The following is a 16103-nucleotide window of genomic DNA, read 5'->3' on the forward strand; positions in this document are numbered from 1 at the left end:
GCCGATATGACTACATTGTGAACGCTAGATGATGCTTGCACCGCTTTCTGAGAAGTCGGTCGGCACTGCCGTCATAAAGCTGTAGCAATTCGCTTCCTACAATTGAAGGTTGCGCCAGCGCGCGAATTCATCGAAGCAGTCTCTACAAATGTCTGGTACGCCCGAGGTCATTGGCCTTTTTCCCACGCCGTTCATGCGCATTCCCGGCGCGCTCGATCGTCAGCTGGTCGATGGATTGGTCGCGCATTTCAGCGCGCACGCACACACCCTGAACAATTCTTCGGCGAACCTCTCGCACACGACGATGCTGAAGCCCTCGGACAGCCCGCTGCTGATCACCGCGGCAACCGCCATCACGCCCATGCTGAGCGAGTTCGGCGCGTTGCTGTTCGGCGAGCGTCTGCCGTGGGCACTGAAGGAAATGTGGGTAAACCTGCTCGACACCGGCGGCCGCCAGGCCATGCACAATCACGCCAACAGTTTCATCTCCGGCGTCGCGTACTTGACGCCGACGCATCCGGACTCGCGCACGGTGTTCATGAAGTCGCCGGGCGGCACCGAGTTCTCTTTCAAGAACGATCACGCCGGTGTGGTCACGGGTCCGTACAACGCCGAGAAGTGGATCAGCCCGCAGCCCGAGCCGGGCGATATCGTTTTGTTCCCCAGCTACATCATGCACGCCGTGCCGCCCAACCCCGGCGAGCGGCGCATCACGCTGGCGTTCAACGCAATCCCGACGCAGCTGGATTCGTGGGGATACAAGATTGGGTTCAGTGGCTGAAGCATGGCCACCGGCGAGCAATTTCCAAGCGTCCCCGCCTCCGAGGCGGCTCGCGTCGAGGGCGGGCGCTCGCGTCAGATCGCGCTGGCTTGCTTATTAATGGTCGCGTCCGGCTTTGCCGGCCTCGCTTATCAAATTGTCTGGACTCAGCAGAGCACGTCTTGGCTCGGTCACGAATCGGCGGCCGTGCTGGCTGTCGTTGCGGCGTTCTTCGGCGGCTTGGCACTTGGCGCGCTAACGCTCGGCTCACGTATCGATCGGAGCGCGCGGCCGGCTCGGTGGTACGCGGGATGTGAGATTGTCATCGGCGTGTGGAGCCTGACGCTCGCCGCACTGCTCGAGCCTGCGTCGAGCGCGTTGCTTGACTTGATCGGCCCCCAGCCGTCTGCGACATGGCACTGGTTCATCGCGTTCTTCGGCACCGCGCTGCTGCTCCTTCCTGCGACGGTTGCAATGGGCGCGACGCTGCCCGCGATGGAGCGCGTGTTCGCGACCACGCCATCGAGAAACATTTCGATCAGCGCGCTCTACGCAGCCAACACCGCCGGCGCCGTCGTCGGCGTGATCGCCGCCGCGTTCTGGCTCGTACCACAACTTGGGCTGGCGCACTCGGCCCTCGCCTGCGCCCTCCTCAACTTCGCCTGCGCGGCCGCCGCGCTAAGTTTGCGAACGAACGGTGCGAGCCAAACAACGAACTCGACAACAGTTGGCGACGTCGCGCGTCGCCCCTCTCATGTGCTGTATCTGCTTGCTGCCACAGGCTTGCTCGGCATCGGCTATGAGGTGCTGGTTGTTCGGGCGCTCAGCCAGGTCGCAGAGAACACGGTTTATACGTTCGCGCTGTTGCTGGCGGTCTATTTGATTGGCACAGCGATTGGCGCGGCGCTTTATGGGCGGTGGCTGGCTGGCAAACCCTTGTCGAACAACAACTCAGCCACCCTGCTCATTCAAACCCTCGCTGCCACCTGCCTCCTCGGTACCCTCCTGCTCGCCGGCGCCGACGACATCAAGAACTGGCTGATCGCCGCATTCGGCCCAAGCGTCGCATCGGCGCTGGCGGGTGAAGTCGCCATCGCAGTCATCGCATTCTTGTTGCCAACCATCGTGATGGGCGCACTCTTCAGTCACCTCAGCACTACCGCTCGCGACGGTGGCATCAGCTTCGGACACGCCATTGGTGTGAACACCTTGGGCGCGGCAATTGCGCCACTGCTCTTCGGTGTCGTGCTCCTGCCCATGCTCGGCTTGAAGCTCGCCTTGCTGCTCATCTCCGCCGGCTACTTATTACTAGCCGCGCGCAACGCATGGTCCGGCCCTGTGCAATGGACGATGGTCGCAGCGACCGTAGCCTGCGCAATCTGGAGCCCATCGCTACACAACACGCACATCCCGGAAGGCGGCCGTTCAGTCAGTTATCTAGAAGGCGTGATGGCCAGCGTCAGCGTGATCGAAGACGACTCAGGCGTCGCGACACTGCACATCAACAACCGCCAACAGGAAGGCAGCAGCACCACCCTGCTCGCGGATGCGCGCCAGGCACTCCTGCCCATCCTCCTCCATCCCAATCCGAAGCGTGCATTGTTTCTCGGCCTGGGCACGGGACTGACCGCATCCTCGGCGACGTTACAACCCTCGCTACAAGTCGATGTCGTCGAACTGGTGCCGGAGGTGATCGACGCCGCCAGGCACTTCGAGACCTCCTATTCGCGCTCGGCCGATCTTTCACGCATGCACACGATGAGCGCCGACGCACGACGCTTCATTCGCACGAGCGAGCAACGATACGATGTGATCGTCGCCGACAACTTTCATCCAGCCCGCAGCGGCTCCGCTTCCTTATACACAGTCGAGCACTTCGAAGCCGTCCGACAGCGGCTCGCCGAGGAAGGGTTGTTCTGCCAGTGGTTGCCACTGCATCAGCTCGATCTGGACACTCTGCGCAGCATCGTTCGCTCCTTCCTGGCCGTTTATCCGCAGGGCTCCGCAGTACTCGCAACGCTCAGCCTCGATACGCCGACCCTTGGATTGATCGCCCATCGCGATAACGAGCTCTTCAGTCCGGAACAAGTGCGCGCTCAGCTTGCTAGCGCGCAGGCCTACAATGTTGAAAGCTTCGGGATCTCCGACGACCTGGCCTTGCTCGGCAACTTCATCGCCGGACCGCGCTCGCTTGCGACCTTTGCAGGTAGCGCGCCGCTCAACACCGACGATCGCCCCATCGTCGCGTATCGCGCGCCGAACATCACTTACTCGCCCATCTCGACGCCGCGCGAGCGCCTGGTGGAACTGCTCAGCAACGTCGCAGTCAGCCCCAAGGAGATCCTCACGGGCGAGCCAAACTCAGATTGGGATCGCAGGCTCACCGCCTATTGGCAGGCACGCAATCGCTTCATCGAAGCGGGCCGCAACGTGCGCCCGACCTCCGATGTCCGCGACATGCTGGCGCAAGTAGGCGAGCCACTGCTGGAAGTGCTGCAGATCAGCCCGGAGTTTCGCCCCGCCTACGATCCGCTGGTCCGAATGGCCGCCGCCCTCGCCGGTACGGACAACCTGGCCGCACGTTCCTTGTTGAGCGAATTGCAGCGAGTACAGCCTGATCGACCGGAAGCCGCGCAGCTGTTGAATGCGCTCGACTCGCAGCATCAATGAGCGCTGCTTACAGCGACAGCCCGGGATCGCCCTCGATTACCTGCTGCCGCAGGACCGGACGCTCTCCCGCCTTCCATCGATCCACGGTGTGCCGGACCCGATAAAGCATCGGACCACCGTCGTTCACGAAGCTGCGCTCGAGAGGCCTCGGAATACAGACGAACTCACATTCGGCACTTTCGCCACTGACCCGCAAAGTGGCATAGCCATGACCGCCGAGATCGAGGAATTTCAAGTGCGGCGCCAGGCTGGGATTGGAAAGCCGCAGTGCCGCTTGCAGATCGCCGCTCTTTGCATACTCCAGGCAAGTGAGCACCCCATGATGCAGCAGCAGGTTCACTGCCGGCTCCTGCTTGCCGCCGCGGTCCGCGATGTACAGCGCCCGTAGCGGATGATCCTTCGGAAAGCGATGCTCGAATGCTTCGACCAGCCCCGGCGCGGAGATTGACCCAGTGATGAATGCAGCGCCGACCGGATCGAAGGTCGACGGTGGCAATGCCTTGCTGGCGAGCCCTGCCCAGAAGCTGTGACGATCTCCGGAGACAGTCACGAAGTTTGCGATCGCCGCGTCGCGAATGTAATCGTAGATTTCTGCCCGCTCGCGATACGCCGTGCCGTAGTCGCCACCACCCCCGAAACAAGCGTATCCCGCTCCCGGCCAACGCTCGCCCACGCCCGCCGGAAGATTCTGCGGATCGGCGCGCCAGTCCAGCGTGCCGAGTGAGTTGCCCCACACCTTCCAGGTTTGCTTCGACGCCTGCAATGTTTCCAGAAACCATCGCTTCTGGCGCTGGCCGAGGATGGTTTGCGGCGGCCTGCCGCCCTCCCCCGCATCCAGCCGCTCGATGATCTCCTGCGGAATCAGCTCCGGAAAATTCGGATTGTCCAACGCCGCCGCCTCGGGACGGCTGGTCGGCTCTTCGGAACGGTAGCTGTGCTGATCGGTAATGATCAGCTGCAAGTGCTGACCCCATTGCAAAGCGCGATAGCCGATCAAGCTGTCGATGGCGGCAATGTTGTTGGGCTCCGAGCTCAGGCCATGAGCGTCGAATGTTTGCAACGGCACGTCTTTCACGGCCGGCGCCTTGAATCGCTCCAATGATTGCTTACCGGGACGCGCCACGCGCGCTGGCTGATATTCAAACCACGCTTGATTCGCCGCGACCTTGCGCGTCTGCGCCGGGCGATTCTGCCGATCGAATCGTTGCTGCGACTGCCAGCCCATCCACGAGAATTCATGGTTGTCCCACATGGCCACGAACGGCCAGCGTGCCCGCGCCGCCTGTAGATCGGGATCGCGCAGATACGCGCGATACACGGTGCGATAGTCGGCCAGCGTCACCGGAATATGAAAGCGTCCGACTTTCTCACCTTGCGGGTAACGCACAACGTCCCGAATGCGCCGGTCGTAACGATGCCCACCCGGCACGTCCTCGGGATAGTCGATCACCTCATAGATGAAGTCGCCAAGATGCAGCACGAAGGCCAGCTGATCCGCAGCCGCGGCGCGCTCGTCCTCATACATCATGCGACGGTAGGCGTTCTGCGCGCCTTCGCAAACATTCTGACAACTGACGAAGGCGAACTTGACTGGATTGGTATCGCCCGGCGCCGCTGCAGTTCGCGTGCGACCGATGCGACTGCCTCGGCCACTCGCGTCAATGAATCGGTACCAATAAACGCGAGCCGGCTCGAGCCCGGCGACGAGGACGCGACAGGTATGATCCGCCGCCGCAAGCGCGCGCGTACTCGCACTGGCCACCAGATGCTCGAACCTCGGCGTGTCTGAGACTTCAACGGTCAATGGCACCGCTGAAACCTTCGACGGCACCGAAACTCGTGTCCAAAGCAGCACGCTGTCGCTGGTGGGATCACCCGACGCCACGCCCTCCGCAAAGATGTCAGGCGCCTCACGCCACGTGCGAGGCTTTGCGCCTTGCGCAGCCGGCAGGGCCAGGGTCGCGCCCATCGCAGCGGCCGCCTGAATGAGCTCACGCCGGGTCAATCTGTGCATCATCGTGACCTCCTATCGTGACAATCACTATAATGAGCCGCAGCTGCCGAACCAATGGCAGCTCGTCGCGCCCCATGCTCATATCCGACCTGTCTGCACCCCAGGAATGTATCGTGATGGACACGGATGCCTGCGAAATGCTCCCTACCGTCGACAGGTCTTTGAGCTGACTCATGAAGTCAGTAGCCGTTCTTGGCGGGTATGGCAACTTCGGCCGTCGCATCGTCGCGGCGCTGGCACACGAGCCCAACACTCGGGTGTTTGTTTCGGGTCGCGACTTGAAGCAAGCGACTGTCGTCGCGCAGGACATTGGCGGCGCGGCGGAACCCCTTCGCCTCGACGCTCACGCAAGCGACTTCACTGCCGAGCTTCGCAAAGTGAACGCCACTGTGGTGGTTCACACGGCAGGTCCGTTCCAAGGGCAAAGCTACTCAGTACCGCGCGCCTGTGTTGCCGCCCGTGCGCACTACATCGATCTCGCCGATGGACGCGAGTTCGTATGCGGCATCAAAGCGCTCGATGCAGAGGCAAAACTGAATGATGCGCTGGTCGTTAGCGGCGCGAGTTCCTTGCCTGCACTTTCATCCGCGGTCGTCGATGCACTCGGCGCGCAGTTCGCCTCCATTGACAGCATCGATCACGGCATCAGCTCTGGTGCCAGACCGCCCGGCAAAGCGACGATGGATGGCGTCCTCGCCTATGCGGGCAAGCCATTCAAACAATGGCGCGACGGACAATGGCGGCAAGCGCGCGGCTGGCAGGATCTGACCCGTCGTTTGTATCCCACCCCGATCAACGGCCGCTGGATCGCGAACTGCGACGTTCCCGACCTCGACTTGTTTCCTGAGCGCTATCGCCCGGTCCACACCGTGCAATTCCGTGCCGGCGTCGGCCCGGCCTCGAGCATGATCGGGCTTTGGCTCGCCTCGTGGCTGGTGCGGATCGGATTGCTCACATCGCTGCAAAGCTGGGTGCCAACGCTACATCGAACCGCGAGCGCCCTGGCGCGCTACGGCTCGAAGCGCAGCGCCATGCATGTAACCGTTCGTGGCGTCGGACTGAACGGCGAGCCTGCCGTGCGCAACTGGTTTCTGCTGGCCGACCAGGATCACGGTCCCTTCATTCCCTGTTTCCCTGCTATCGCATTGGCGCGCAAGCTGGTGCGCGATGAGATATCGATTCGCGGCGCCATGCCGTGTATGGGCCTGCTCACCGCCGACGATATCATTGCCGTCGGCGACGGGCTCGACCTGCGCGTCGTCGTGGGTTGACGCGTTACTTTACCGCCCGCGGCTCCTTCTTCTCCGCAATGAGCGCGAGCGCCTTGTCCAAGGCTTGCGCCTGATCGACCAACACGTCCGGTTGCACACCCACGCCCTGCCAGTTCTTGCCGGTGATGGGATTCACCGATTTCTCCACGACCGACCACAAAACGAAGTGCGGATGAATGCGCTTGTACGTAAAGGGATGCGCGCCGCCGCCCGATGGCTCACCGACAATGGTCGCACGCTGCAGCGCCTGCAGATCGTAAGCGAGCGCCTCTGCCGCCGAGAAAGTTCGCTTCGATGTCAGCACGTACACAGGCTTGGTCCCGCCGAACTTTGCGCCGGGAACATAGGGCAAGGTGAAGTTCTGCGTCGTCTTGCCGGACGGGCGATGATAGATCCCACTGAGCGGCTGCCGCGTATCGAAGAGATAACTCGCCACTAGTGCGAGTGTGTCCTCGCCGCCGCCATTGCGGCGCAGGTCGATGATCAGCGCGTCGGTGTGAGCGATGACCTGCATCGCTGCGGCAATGGTATCGCCGCCCATGCTGGCCGGAGGAAACACGGCCAGGTCGAGCAAGCCGATGTTGTTGTCGAGACGCTCTGCTTTGCGCACACCGAAGTTCACATGCGCGCCGTAGTAGCGCTCCCTCTCCTGCTCGCTGAACCCGGCGTCCGCCGCGGCTTGATCCGACGGCAGCTCTTTTTCTGAATACTCGACATTGAGATGACCGTCGCCCGTCTCCGCTCGCAACTTATCTCCCAATGCTGCCGCGAACGCAGTGCCGTCGCCTGCGTTCTTCAGCAACTCTTGCACCGACTTGTTACGCAGCTTCGTGGCGACGCGCCGGCCTACGTCCGGATCGATGTACTCTTTTTCCAGATGCGCGATGACCGCATCCAGCACTTGTTTCCGATCCGTATCCGTGACAGGCGCAGCAAATGCGGATGAGATGAAGAGCGCAGCCATGGCTGCGGCAGCTGACTTGATTCCCGGCATGTTTTTCCTGCAAATTCCCGACGAAGTCGTGCTTTACCCATTGGATTGAAACGCCGGCAAGCCGTTCCCGAGACCCGTACCGGGCCTCACCCGATCGTGCTCTGCCTCGTTTCTTACTGCTCGAAGATCTCTGATGCCGGTGCCGCGATAATCGTCGCAGGACTGAGCGTGAAAGACGGCGCCGTGGGCTATGTCACCCTTACAGCGCGCCGCTGTCCCAAGGACCCGTGATGGCGAGCGTGATACCCGGCGTCTGCAGGTTCGCGAACAACCACCTGTCGTAAAAGCACGCGCCACACCACTCGGTGTTGGCGTAATTGCCCGCTGAGACGAGCTTGGCAACCTGCCCCAATCCATTCAACGCCGTGTCGGCCTGCTGCAACTGAGCAGCGGTGAAGTTCATGCGGTTCTCCGCAAAGATGAACGTGCCGCCGTCTTGTGTCAGACCGCGCAGACGCTGGGGGCTGTTGCCACCGTCTTCACACAACACGATGCCGCCACGCGGGCTGACAGTGATGGTGTCCGGATTGTTGGCCTCGTTGTTGCCCACGCCGGCACCAGCGGAATTGAACACCATCGTCAACGCCTCGCGATTCGGGTCGTAGCAGAACACTTGACCCTGACGAGCGACGCCGCCGCTCGTGCTGACGAAGTAGATCTTGCCGCTGTCGTAGTAAGCACCTTCCAGACGCGCGAAGGCAGCGCGGCTCGGAGCGGAGTCGTAGACGCGACCATTGAGCGCTTCAACATCCGTCACCTGCACCCACTCGACGTCCCAGGTAGTACCCGCGGGGAAATCGAGATACACGTCGTTCAGGCCGCTGAAGTTGAAGTCGTCGGCGCCCGCTACCTTGAGCGCCCACAGCGTGCCTCCCAGCTGCAGCTTGCCGTAATGATTCGGCACGAACTTGTAGAGCGCGCTCGGCGTGGCGTCTTCTGTTTGATACACGATGCCGGTGATGGGATCGACAGCAACGGCTTCCCACGCCGACTTGCCCATCGCATACAGCGGCTGACCCGTGGCCGCGCCGTAGCCAGGCACTTCGAAGATCCAGCCATGCCGCACGCCGGCTGGAGAAACATCGCCGGTTTCTTCGCAGCTCAGCCACGAGCCCCAATATGTGCGGCCGCCGTCGCAGTTACGCACTGTGCCCGTGAGCGAAGCGTGGGAACCGGTGAACTTACCCGTCACGGTATCGAACAATACATTGGTCGTGCCGCCGCGAGCATAGGTCGGATCGTAAGCAGCGGGCGCATTGAACGCGACGCCGTCGGTGCTCTGTTCATGGTTGCGAACCAGCACGATCTGGCTGGCCTTCGCCGCGACCACGGCCATGCCGTCGTGCCGGCTGGGCGTGAGCTGACCGTCACTCATGGGCTGACCGGTCCAGCCGAAGCTGCGATACGTGAATCCGGCGGGCAACGCGATCAGCGGCAGGCCGGTAGTGAGATCGTTGACCGGAGCGACCGGCCCATAGTCCTCGGAATACGGCAGCTGCGCCGCACCCGCTTCGCGACGCGCAAGCATCGCAGCAAAAGAAATCGACGCGACCCCCACCACACCGTTGCGGATGAATTCACGACGATTGCACACGGGACGAACTTCATCCGTGCCCGGATCACGAGTTTGATCGGTCATTGCTGAGCCTCTCAACTTTCTCGAGATGAACCGCGGCCGGCAGCCAACGTGTGAAGCTTAGCGGCGCCTGCGTCGTTGCGCCTGCCAGTAACGGATGATCACGAAGCCGGTGGCCATGCCACCCAGGTGTGCGAAATGAGCGACACCAGCCATGGTCTGCGTCACGCCCATGACCAATTCGAGAATGCCGTACAACGTGACGAACAGCCACGCCGGCATCGGGATCGGCGGAAACAGGAGCAACAACGTGCGCTTCGGGAACGCCATGCCGAATGCCAGCAGCAAGCCGAAGACGCCGCCCGAAGCTCCGACCATCGGTGAAGGCGGACTACTCGCCGCAGTGACGACGATGAGATGCATCATCGCGGCACCTATCACGCACAGCAAGTAGTACACCAGATAGCGCCGCGTGCCGAACAACCGTTCGATATCGGAACCGAACATGTACAACGCGAACATATTGAAGAACAGATGCGCGAACCCGCCGTGCATGAACCCGTAAGTCAGCAACTGCCAGACATGGAATGCGGGGTAGCCATACTGCGCCCCCTGTGGCGGCCATAATGCGAACAGCACGTCGATCAGCCCGCCGAGCAGATATTGCAGGCCGAACACGACGACGTTGAGGGCGATCAGTATTTTATTGACGGGCGTAATTGTCGGCATCGACGCTCTATGCGGGCGAACCGGGATCGGTTAAAGCAAGCTCCAAAACAAAAGCCCACCATGCGGTGGGCTCATAAGGGGATCGAGGTTACAGCAAGGGGTCCTGGATTTCGACCGTGGCCGGGCGCAGCAGTTCCCCCCAAACGTGTAGGATGCCGCCCAGGTCGGACTCACGGTCGAGCGAATGGCCGAACAATCTCAGTTCAAACTGCTGTCCCAACGCCGCTTCCTGCCGTTCTTCGGCGCCCAGGCGCTCGGCGCGTTCAACGACAATGTCTACAAGAACACGCTGGTTATCGTCGCAACCTACCACGCCACGAGCTATACCCGGCTCGAGCCGGCACTGTTGACCAATGTTGCAGCCGGACTGTTCATCCTGCCGTTCGTGCTGTTCTCCGGCATGGCCGGACAACTGGCCGACCGCTACGACAAGTCGCGCATTCTGAAGTTCGTGAAGGCCGCCGAAATCGCCATCATGGCGATCGCCGGCCTCGGTTTCGCCACACACAGCATGGAAGTGTTGCTCGCCGCGCTGTTCCTGATGGGCATGCACTCCACGTTCTTCGCGCCGGCCAAATACGGCTTGTTGCCCGAAGTACTGCGTAACGCGGAATTGGTCGGCGGCAACGCCATGGTGGAAATGGGCACGTTCGTGGCCATCGTGCTCGGCACTTTGGTCGCCGGATTGCTCGCCGCCGACGGCAGCATTCCACTAATCATCACGACGCTCGTGGCAATCGCATTGCTCGGGTTCCTGAGCAGTCTCGCGATTCCAAAACTGCAACCGGCGGCCCCGACGCTCGAGATCGATTGGCGCCCCTGGACGTCGACCTGGGAAAACCTGCGCGCTGCCCGTGAGTCACGCACCGTGTTTCTTTCGATCCTGGGCATCTCCTGGTTCTGGTTCTATGGCGCACTGGTGCTGGCGCAGTTGCCGCTCTACACCAAGGACGTGCTCGGCGGCAGCGAAGAGGTCGTCACCGTCCTGCTCGTGATGTTCTCCGCTGGCGTCGGCATCGGCTCGTTGCTCTGCGAGCGCCTGTCGGGAGGCAAAGTGGAAATCGGCCTGGTGCCGTTCGGCTCCATCGGCCTCACGGTGTTCGCGGTCGATCTGTTTTTCGCGACGCCGGCGCTGGTAGGCAACAACTTGTCGGCGCGCGACTTCATCCAAGCGGCAGGCTCGTGGCGCGTGCTGCTGGACATGGCACTGATCGGCATGTTCGGCGGCCTGTTCATCGTGCCGCTCTACGCAATGGTTCAGCAGCGCACGCGCCGCGAGATCATGTCGCGCGTCATCGGCGCCAACAGCATTCTCAACGCGGTATTCATGGTCGTTGCAGCCGGCTTTGCCGCACTCGCACTGCACGCTGGAATGACGATTCCGCAATTGCTGCTGTTGACCGGTGTGCTGAACGCGTTCGTCGCCATTTACATCTACAGCCTGGTACCCGAATTCCTGCTGCGCTTCGTCGCGTGGCTGCTGATCCACTTCGTATATCGGCTCGACCGCCGCGGCATCGAGAACATTCCCGAAAGAGGCCCGGCGCTGCTGATCTGCAATCACGTTGGCTTCGCCGATGCCATCGTGATCTCGGCGGCTTGTCCGCGGCCGATTCGTTTCATCATGGAAAGCAGCATTTTCAAGATTCCGGTGCTGAGCACCCTGTTCCGCGGCATGAAGGCAATTCCAGTCGCGCCCCAGAAGGAGGATCCGGAAGTCTACGAGCGCGCGTTCCAGCTGGTGGCCGCCGAGCTGCGCGCCGGCAATCTGGTTTGTATCTTTCCCGAAGGCCGGCTCACACCTGATGGCGAGATCGGCGAGTTCCGCGCCGGCATGATGCGCATCTTGAACGAAACACCAGTGCCGGTGGTGCCGTTGTCGTTATCGGGCCTGTGGGACTCGATGTTCTCGCGCAAATACAAACAAGTGTGGCAACGCTGGCCGCGTCGCTTCCTGGCCAAGATCACATTGCGGGCCGGCGCGCCGATCCCGGCCGAGCGGGCCGACCTGCAAAGCCTGCGCCAGCGAGTCGTCGAGCTGCGTGGCGCGGCTCAGTAAATCGACCCAAAAAAAAGCCCGCCATAAGACGGGCTCAACAGGGGGATCGGAGTGTCAACGCCGGCTATGACAACACTGTGGCGCTACGTTGACACTTGTTCAAAGGTACTGCCTGGTCGTCAAGCAGCGACACGATACGGCTGATAGGCCAGTTTCAAATCGTTGGCCACGGCCTCACACGTGATGGCGCCGGCATGAACATTCAAGCCCGCCGCCAGATGCGGATCGGCAGCCAGCGCCTTTTCGACGCCAAGATCGGCCAAAAGTTTCACGTAAGGTAGCGTTGCGTTGGTCAACGCGAACGTCGAGGTGCGCGGCACGGCGCCGGGCATGTTGGTCACGCAGTAATGAACGACCCCATCGACCACGAACGTCGGATCGGCGTGCGTCGTCGGTCGGCTGGTTTCAAAGCAGCCACCCTGGTCGATGGAAATATCCACCATCACCGCGCCCTTCTGCATCTTGCTCACCATCTGGCGCGTCACGAGCTTCGGCGCAGCGGCACCCACGATGAGCACCGCGCCGATGACCAGATCCGCCTGAGTCACCAACGATTCGATCGCTTCGGCGGTCGACGCCATTGTCTTCAAGCGCCCCGCGAACAACGCATCGAGCTCACGCAAGCGCTTCAACGAGCGATCGATCACGGTGACATCGGCACGCATGCCGACTGCAATCTCCGCCGCCGCCGCACCCGATACGCCACCACCGAGCACCACAACTTTCGCGGGCGCCGTGCCCGGCACGCCACCGAGCAACACACCCAATCCACCATTTGCCTTCTGCAATGTCATCGCACCGACCTGCACCGACATGCGCCCCGCGACTTCACTCATCGGCGTGAGCAGCGGCAACGAACCATTCGGCGCAGTGACTGTTTCATAAGCGATGGCCGTCGCACCCGACGCCATCAACGCATTCGCCTGCGCAGGATCCGCGGCGAGATGAAGATAAGTAAACAGAACCTGACCCGGGCGCAGCATCTGACACTCGACCAGCTGCGGCTCCTTGACCTTCACCACCATCTCCGTCCCGTCGAACACTTCCTTCGCGGTCGGCACGATCCTGGCCCCCGCCGCGACATAGGCCGCGTCCTCGACTCCGATACCGGCACCGGCCGTGCTCTGCACCAGCACCTGGTGACCCGACGCCACCAGCTCGCGCACGCCGGCAGGCACCAAACCCACGCGATATTCGTGATTCTTGATCTCTTTCGGGACGCCAATACGCATAGAACCTCGTGTGAGCCCGACACCAGGGAAAAATGTAGGGCCGTGCCGGCGCAGGAAGCTGCCACAATCAGGCGCTATCCAGGGACTTTGTGGCAGACTCTGCGACAGTTCTCCTGGATCTTGACGGCTTCTTGCGCCATGAAATTCGATCGCTTCGATCGCGCCATCCTCCAGGCGCTACAGCACGAAGGCCGCATCCCGAACAGCGCACTCGCCGAGCGCGTCAATCTGTCGGAATCCGCCTGCCTGCGCCGCATCCGCCAACTCGAGGAATCGGGCGTGATCGAGGGCTACACCGCGCTGATCAGCCAGCAGAAGGTCGGCTGCCCGGTGAACGTGGTCGTCAACATCACCCTCGACCGGCAGGACGAAACCGACCTGCGCAAATTCGAAGAGGCCGTGCGCAAGATTCCCGAGGTGATGGAGTGCTACCTGATGACCGGCGACTACGACTACGTCATTCGCGTGGTCGTCGCGGATACGGCCGACTTCGAACGCCTTCACAGCAGGCACCTCACCCGCCTCCCTGGCGTGGCCCGAGTCCATTCCAGCTTCGCGCTGCGCACTGTGCAAAAGGCCCGTGAGCTGCCAATCCGCTGATGCCAGATGACAGTGACGTTACGGAACTGACCCCCCGCTGACGACGCTCGACAGGTGCCCGTCAGCCGGCGGCGGGTACAGTGAATGCAACGACGTAGAAGAATCGCAACATCCGCTCGCTAAGATTTCATCTGTCATACCGGCGCACCATGCGTCGGCGGAGTCCTTGAATGTCACGTTTGGTTCCTTGCGCCCTATCGCTCGCCCTGCTCGCCGGCTGCGGCCTCACCCAGAACGGTCTCCCGTCGAAATCCGCAAAGCCCGTGTTCGCATCCGTTGAGACAGAACCCGTCGCCAGCTCGAATGATGCAGCCGACGATCCGGCCATCTGGGTGCATCCGACCGATCCTTCCCGCAGCCTGATCATCGGCACTGATAAGAAGAACGGCCTCGAGGTTTACGACCTGACCGGCAAGCGCGTGCAGCGGCTGCCCGATGGCCGCATGAACAACGTCGACCTTCGCTACGACTTCCCGCTCAGCGGCCAACAAGTCGCGATCGTCGCTGCCACCAACCGCACTGATAAAACGCTGGCGTTGTATGCCGCGGACGCCAATGGCCGGCTCAGTAACGTTGCCGACGGCAAGATCGCCACTGGCATGCCCGATCCGTATGGCTTGTGCATGTATCGCAGTTCTGACGGCGACTACTTTGTGTTCGCCAACGATGCCGACACCGGTCACTTCAAACAATGGCAGCTCGAAGCGCGCGGCGAGCGCGTTGGTGCTCGCTTGGTTCGTGAGTTCGGCGTTGGCTCACAGGCGGAAGGTTGTGCGGCGGACGATGGCACAGGCGCTCTGTACATTGCCGAAGAGGACGTGGGGCTTTGGCGTTACTCCGCTGCGCCCGATGGCGGCGATGCTCGCACTTCTATTGATACGGTGGCGAAGGGCCACCTGACCGATGATGCCGAGGGTGTGACCATCTACTACGGCCCCGGCGACAGCGGCTATGTGATCGTGTCGAGTCAAGGCTCGAATGATTACAACGTGTATCAGCGCAACGGTGATAACAAGTACATCGGCAAGTTCGCCATCGTGCAGGGTCCGGAGAGGATTGATGGCACGAGCGATACGGATGGCATCGACGTAACGAGCGCTTCGCTTGGCTCCGCGTTCCCTCATGGTGTGTTTGTGGCGCAGGATGGAAAGAACACGTCTCCCGCCGCGGCGCAGAACTTTAAGTTGGTGCCGTGGGAGCGGATTGCTGAGGCGTTGGGATTGCCGGCGCTGTAAGAGGTTTGGCACGGGAAGAGACGGGGCGACGGGCCCGGCCATGTCGGCGTGCTGCGCGAGCTGCTGCGGGGCACGCCGCCCTTACCAGAGGTTTGTTCGCCTGCCGGCGCGCACATACAGATCAAGGTGGACGTTTCAGCCGCAAGTGGACATCGAGCAGAGGTACTTGCGGCAGCGGAAGTTTCCGCGGAAATGATGGGATGGACTCCCCCTGGTCTTCGGCATCATTGTGCCAACTGATGTTGAGGGTCAGTACGCCAAGAGGAGTCCGCCATGCATGCTACAACCTGTGCTGTGGATCTCGCAAAGAACGTGTTCCAGCTGGCGTTTGCCGATGCGGATTGGAAGCCCTGTGGCACGCAGCGTCTGACACGAGCTCGGTTTTCTCACTGCTTCGACAACAGCGCGACGTCGTTAGTAGTCATGGAGGCGTGTGGCAGCGCGCATCATTGGGCCAGACAGATTAGCGCCCAGGGGATCGAGGTGCGGTTGCTGCCGGCGCACTATGTCCGCCGATATCGGGTGCGCAATAAAACCGATGCAGCGGATGCGGCAGCACTGCTGGAAGCGGCGCGCTGCGCGGACATTCAGCCGGTGCAGATCAAGTCCGTCGAACAACAGGCTTTACAAAGTCTGCACCGCGCGCGTGCCTTATGGATGAGAGACCGAATTCGGCAGATCAATGCGCTGCGCGGATTCTGTCGCGAGTTTGGTGTTTACGTTGCTCAGGGTGCGCGACTGGGGTTGGAGCAGATGGGACGCTCGCTCGCTGATCCAAGGTCGACACTGCCCGAACTTCTGCGCCCGACGATGCGTACGATGCTTGAGGACATTCGATTGCTCGAGGTTCGCATCAGTCAGTTGGAGAAGCAGCTCACCGAGGTGGCAAAGCAATCCGCGACGTGCACAAGATTGATGTCGATTCCGGGCGTCGGTCTGCTCACTGCCACGGCCATGGTGGCC

At 61.7% G+C, this 16103-nt stretch carries 12 protein-coding genes; 7 read left to right on the forward strand and 5 right to left on the reverse strand.

All coding sequences use genetic code 11. The features are described 5' to 3' along the window. Nucleotides 1-148 precede the first annotated feature (148 nt). Both D0550_RS05315 and D0550_RS05320 read left to right on the forward strand, forming a co-directional pair. Nucleotides 149-781, forward strand: a complete 633-nt coding sequence (locus D0550_RS05315; protein WP_116808066.1) for a putative 2OG-Fe(II) oxygenase — start codon at nt 149-151, stop codon at nt 779-781. A gap of 3 nt (nt 782-784) precedes the next feature. Next, a complete protein-coding gene (locus tag D0550_RS05320; protein ID WP_206606099.1) occupies nt 785-3430 on the forward strand; it encodes a fused MFS/spermidine synthase in 2646 nt (881 codons plus the stop codon). A gap of 7 nt (nt 3431-3437) precedes the next feature. Here the strand turns inward: D0550_RS05320 and D0550_RS05325 are convergent, their stop codons facing one another. Beyond that, entirely contained in the window at nt 3438-5447 is a 2010-nt protein-coding gene (locus D0550_RS05325; RefSeq protein ID WP_206606100.1) for an alkaline phosphatase D family protein, read from the reverse strand. A 170-nt stretch (nt 5448-5617) separates the two neighbouring features. Between D0550_RS05325 and D0550_RS05335 the strand changes: the two genes are divergently transcribed. Further along, nucleotides 5618-6715 (forward strand): saccharopine dehydrogenase family protein, encoded by a 1098-nt coding sequence (locus D0550_RS05335; protein ID WP_116808069.1) that lies wholly within the window; start codon nt 5618-5620, stop codon nt 6713-6715. A 4-nt stretch (nt 6716-6719) separates the two neighbouring features. Here D0550_RS05335 and D0550_RS05340 read toward each other — a convergent pair whose 3' ends face one another. The 3 genes from D0550_RS05340 to D0550_RS05350 all read right to left on the reverse strand — a co-directional run bounded on the left by D0550_RS05340 (nt 6720) and on the right by D0550_RS05350 (nt 10014). Beyond that, complete coding sequence (locus D0550_RS05340) at nt 6720-7709, reverse strand: S41 family peptidase (RefSeq protein WP_116808070.1); 990 nt, start codon at nt 7707-7709, stop codon at nt 6720-6722. 199 nt (nt 7710-7908) lie between these two features. Beyond that, a complete protein-coding gene (locus D0550_RS05345) occupies nt 7909-9348 on the reverse strand; it encodes an alkaline phosphatase PhoX (RefSeq protein WP_116808071.1) in 1440 nt (479 codons plus the stop codon). A gap of 57 nt (nt 9349-9405) precedes the next feature. Continuing rightward, nucleotides 9406-10014, reverse strand: a complete 609-nt coding sequence (locus D0550_RS05350; RefSeq protein WP_116808072.1) for a rhomboid family intramembrane serine protease — start codon at nt 10012-10014, stop codon at nt 9406-9408. Nucleotides 10015-10198: 184 nt separating this feature from the next. Here D0550_RS05350 and D0550_RS05355 point away from each other — a divergent pair, with 184 nt between their 5' ends. Further along, a complete protein-coding gene (locus tag D0550_RS05355; protein ID WP_116808073.1) occupies nt 10199-12073 on the forward strand; it encodes an MFS transporter in 1875 nt (624 codons plus the stop codon). A 119-nt stretch (nt 12074-12192) separates the two neighbouring features. On the opposite strand, the gene ald is transcribed toward D0550_RS05355, so the two are convergent. After that, a complete protein-coding gene (gene ald, locus D0550_RS05360; RefSeq protein ID WP_116808074.1) occupies nt 12193-13305 on the reverse strand; it encodes an alanine dehydrogenase in 1113 nt (370 codons plus the stop codon). Between the two features lie 138 nt (nt 13306-13443). Between ald and D0550_RS05365 the strand changes: the two genes are divergently transcribed. The 3 genes from D0550_RS05365 to D0550_RS05375 form a co-directional block, all read left to right on the forward strand. After that, entirely contained in the window at nt 13444-13905 is a 462-nt protein-coding gene (locus D0550_RS05365) for an Lrp/AsnC family transcriptional regulator (protein ID WP_116808075.1), read from the forward strand. A gap of 170 nt (nt 13906-14075) precedes the next feature. Beyond that, complete coding sequence (locus D0550_RS05370; RefSeq protein WP_116808076.1) at nt 14076-15140, forward strand: phytase; 1065 nt, start codon at nt 14076-14078, stop codon at nt 15138-15140. Nucleotides 15141-15413: 273 nt separating this feature from the next. Then, a partial coding sequence (locus D0550_RS05375; RefSeq protein WP_153067044.1) for an IS110 family RNA-guided transposase occupies nt 15414-16103 on the forward strand: 690 nt, incomplete at its 3' end.

This window comes from Steroidobacter cummioxidans, assembly GCF_003104955.1.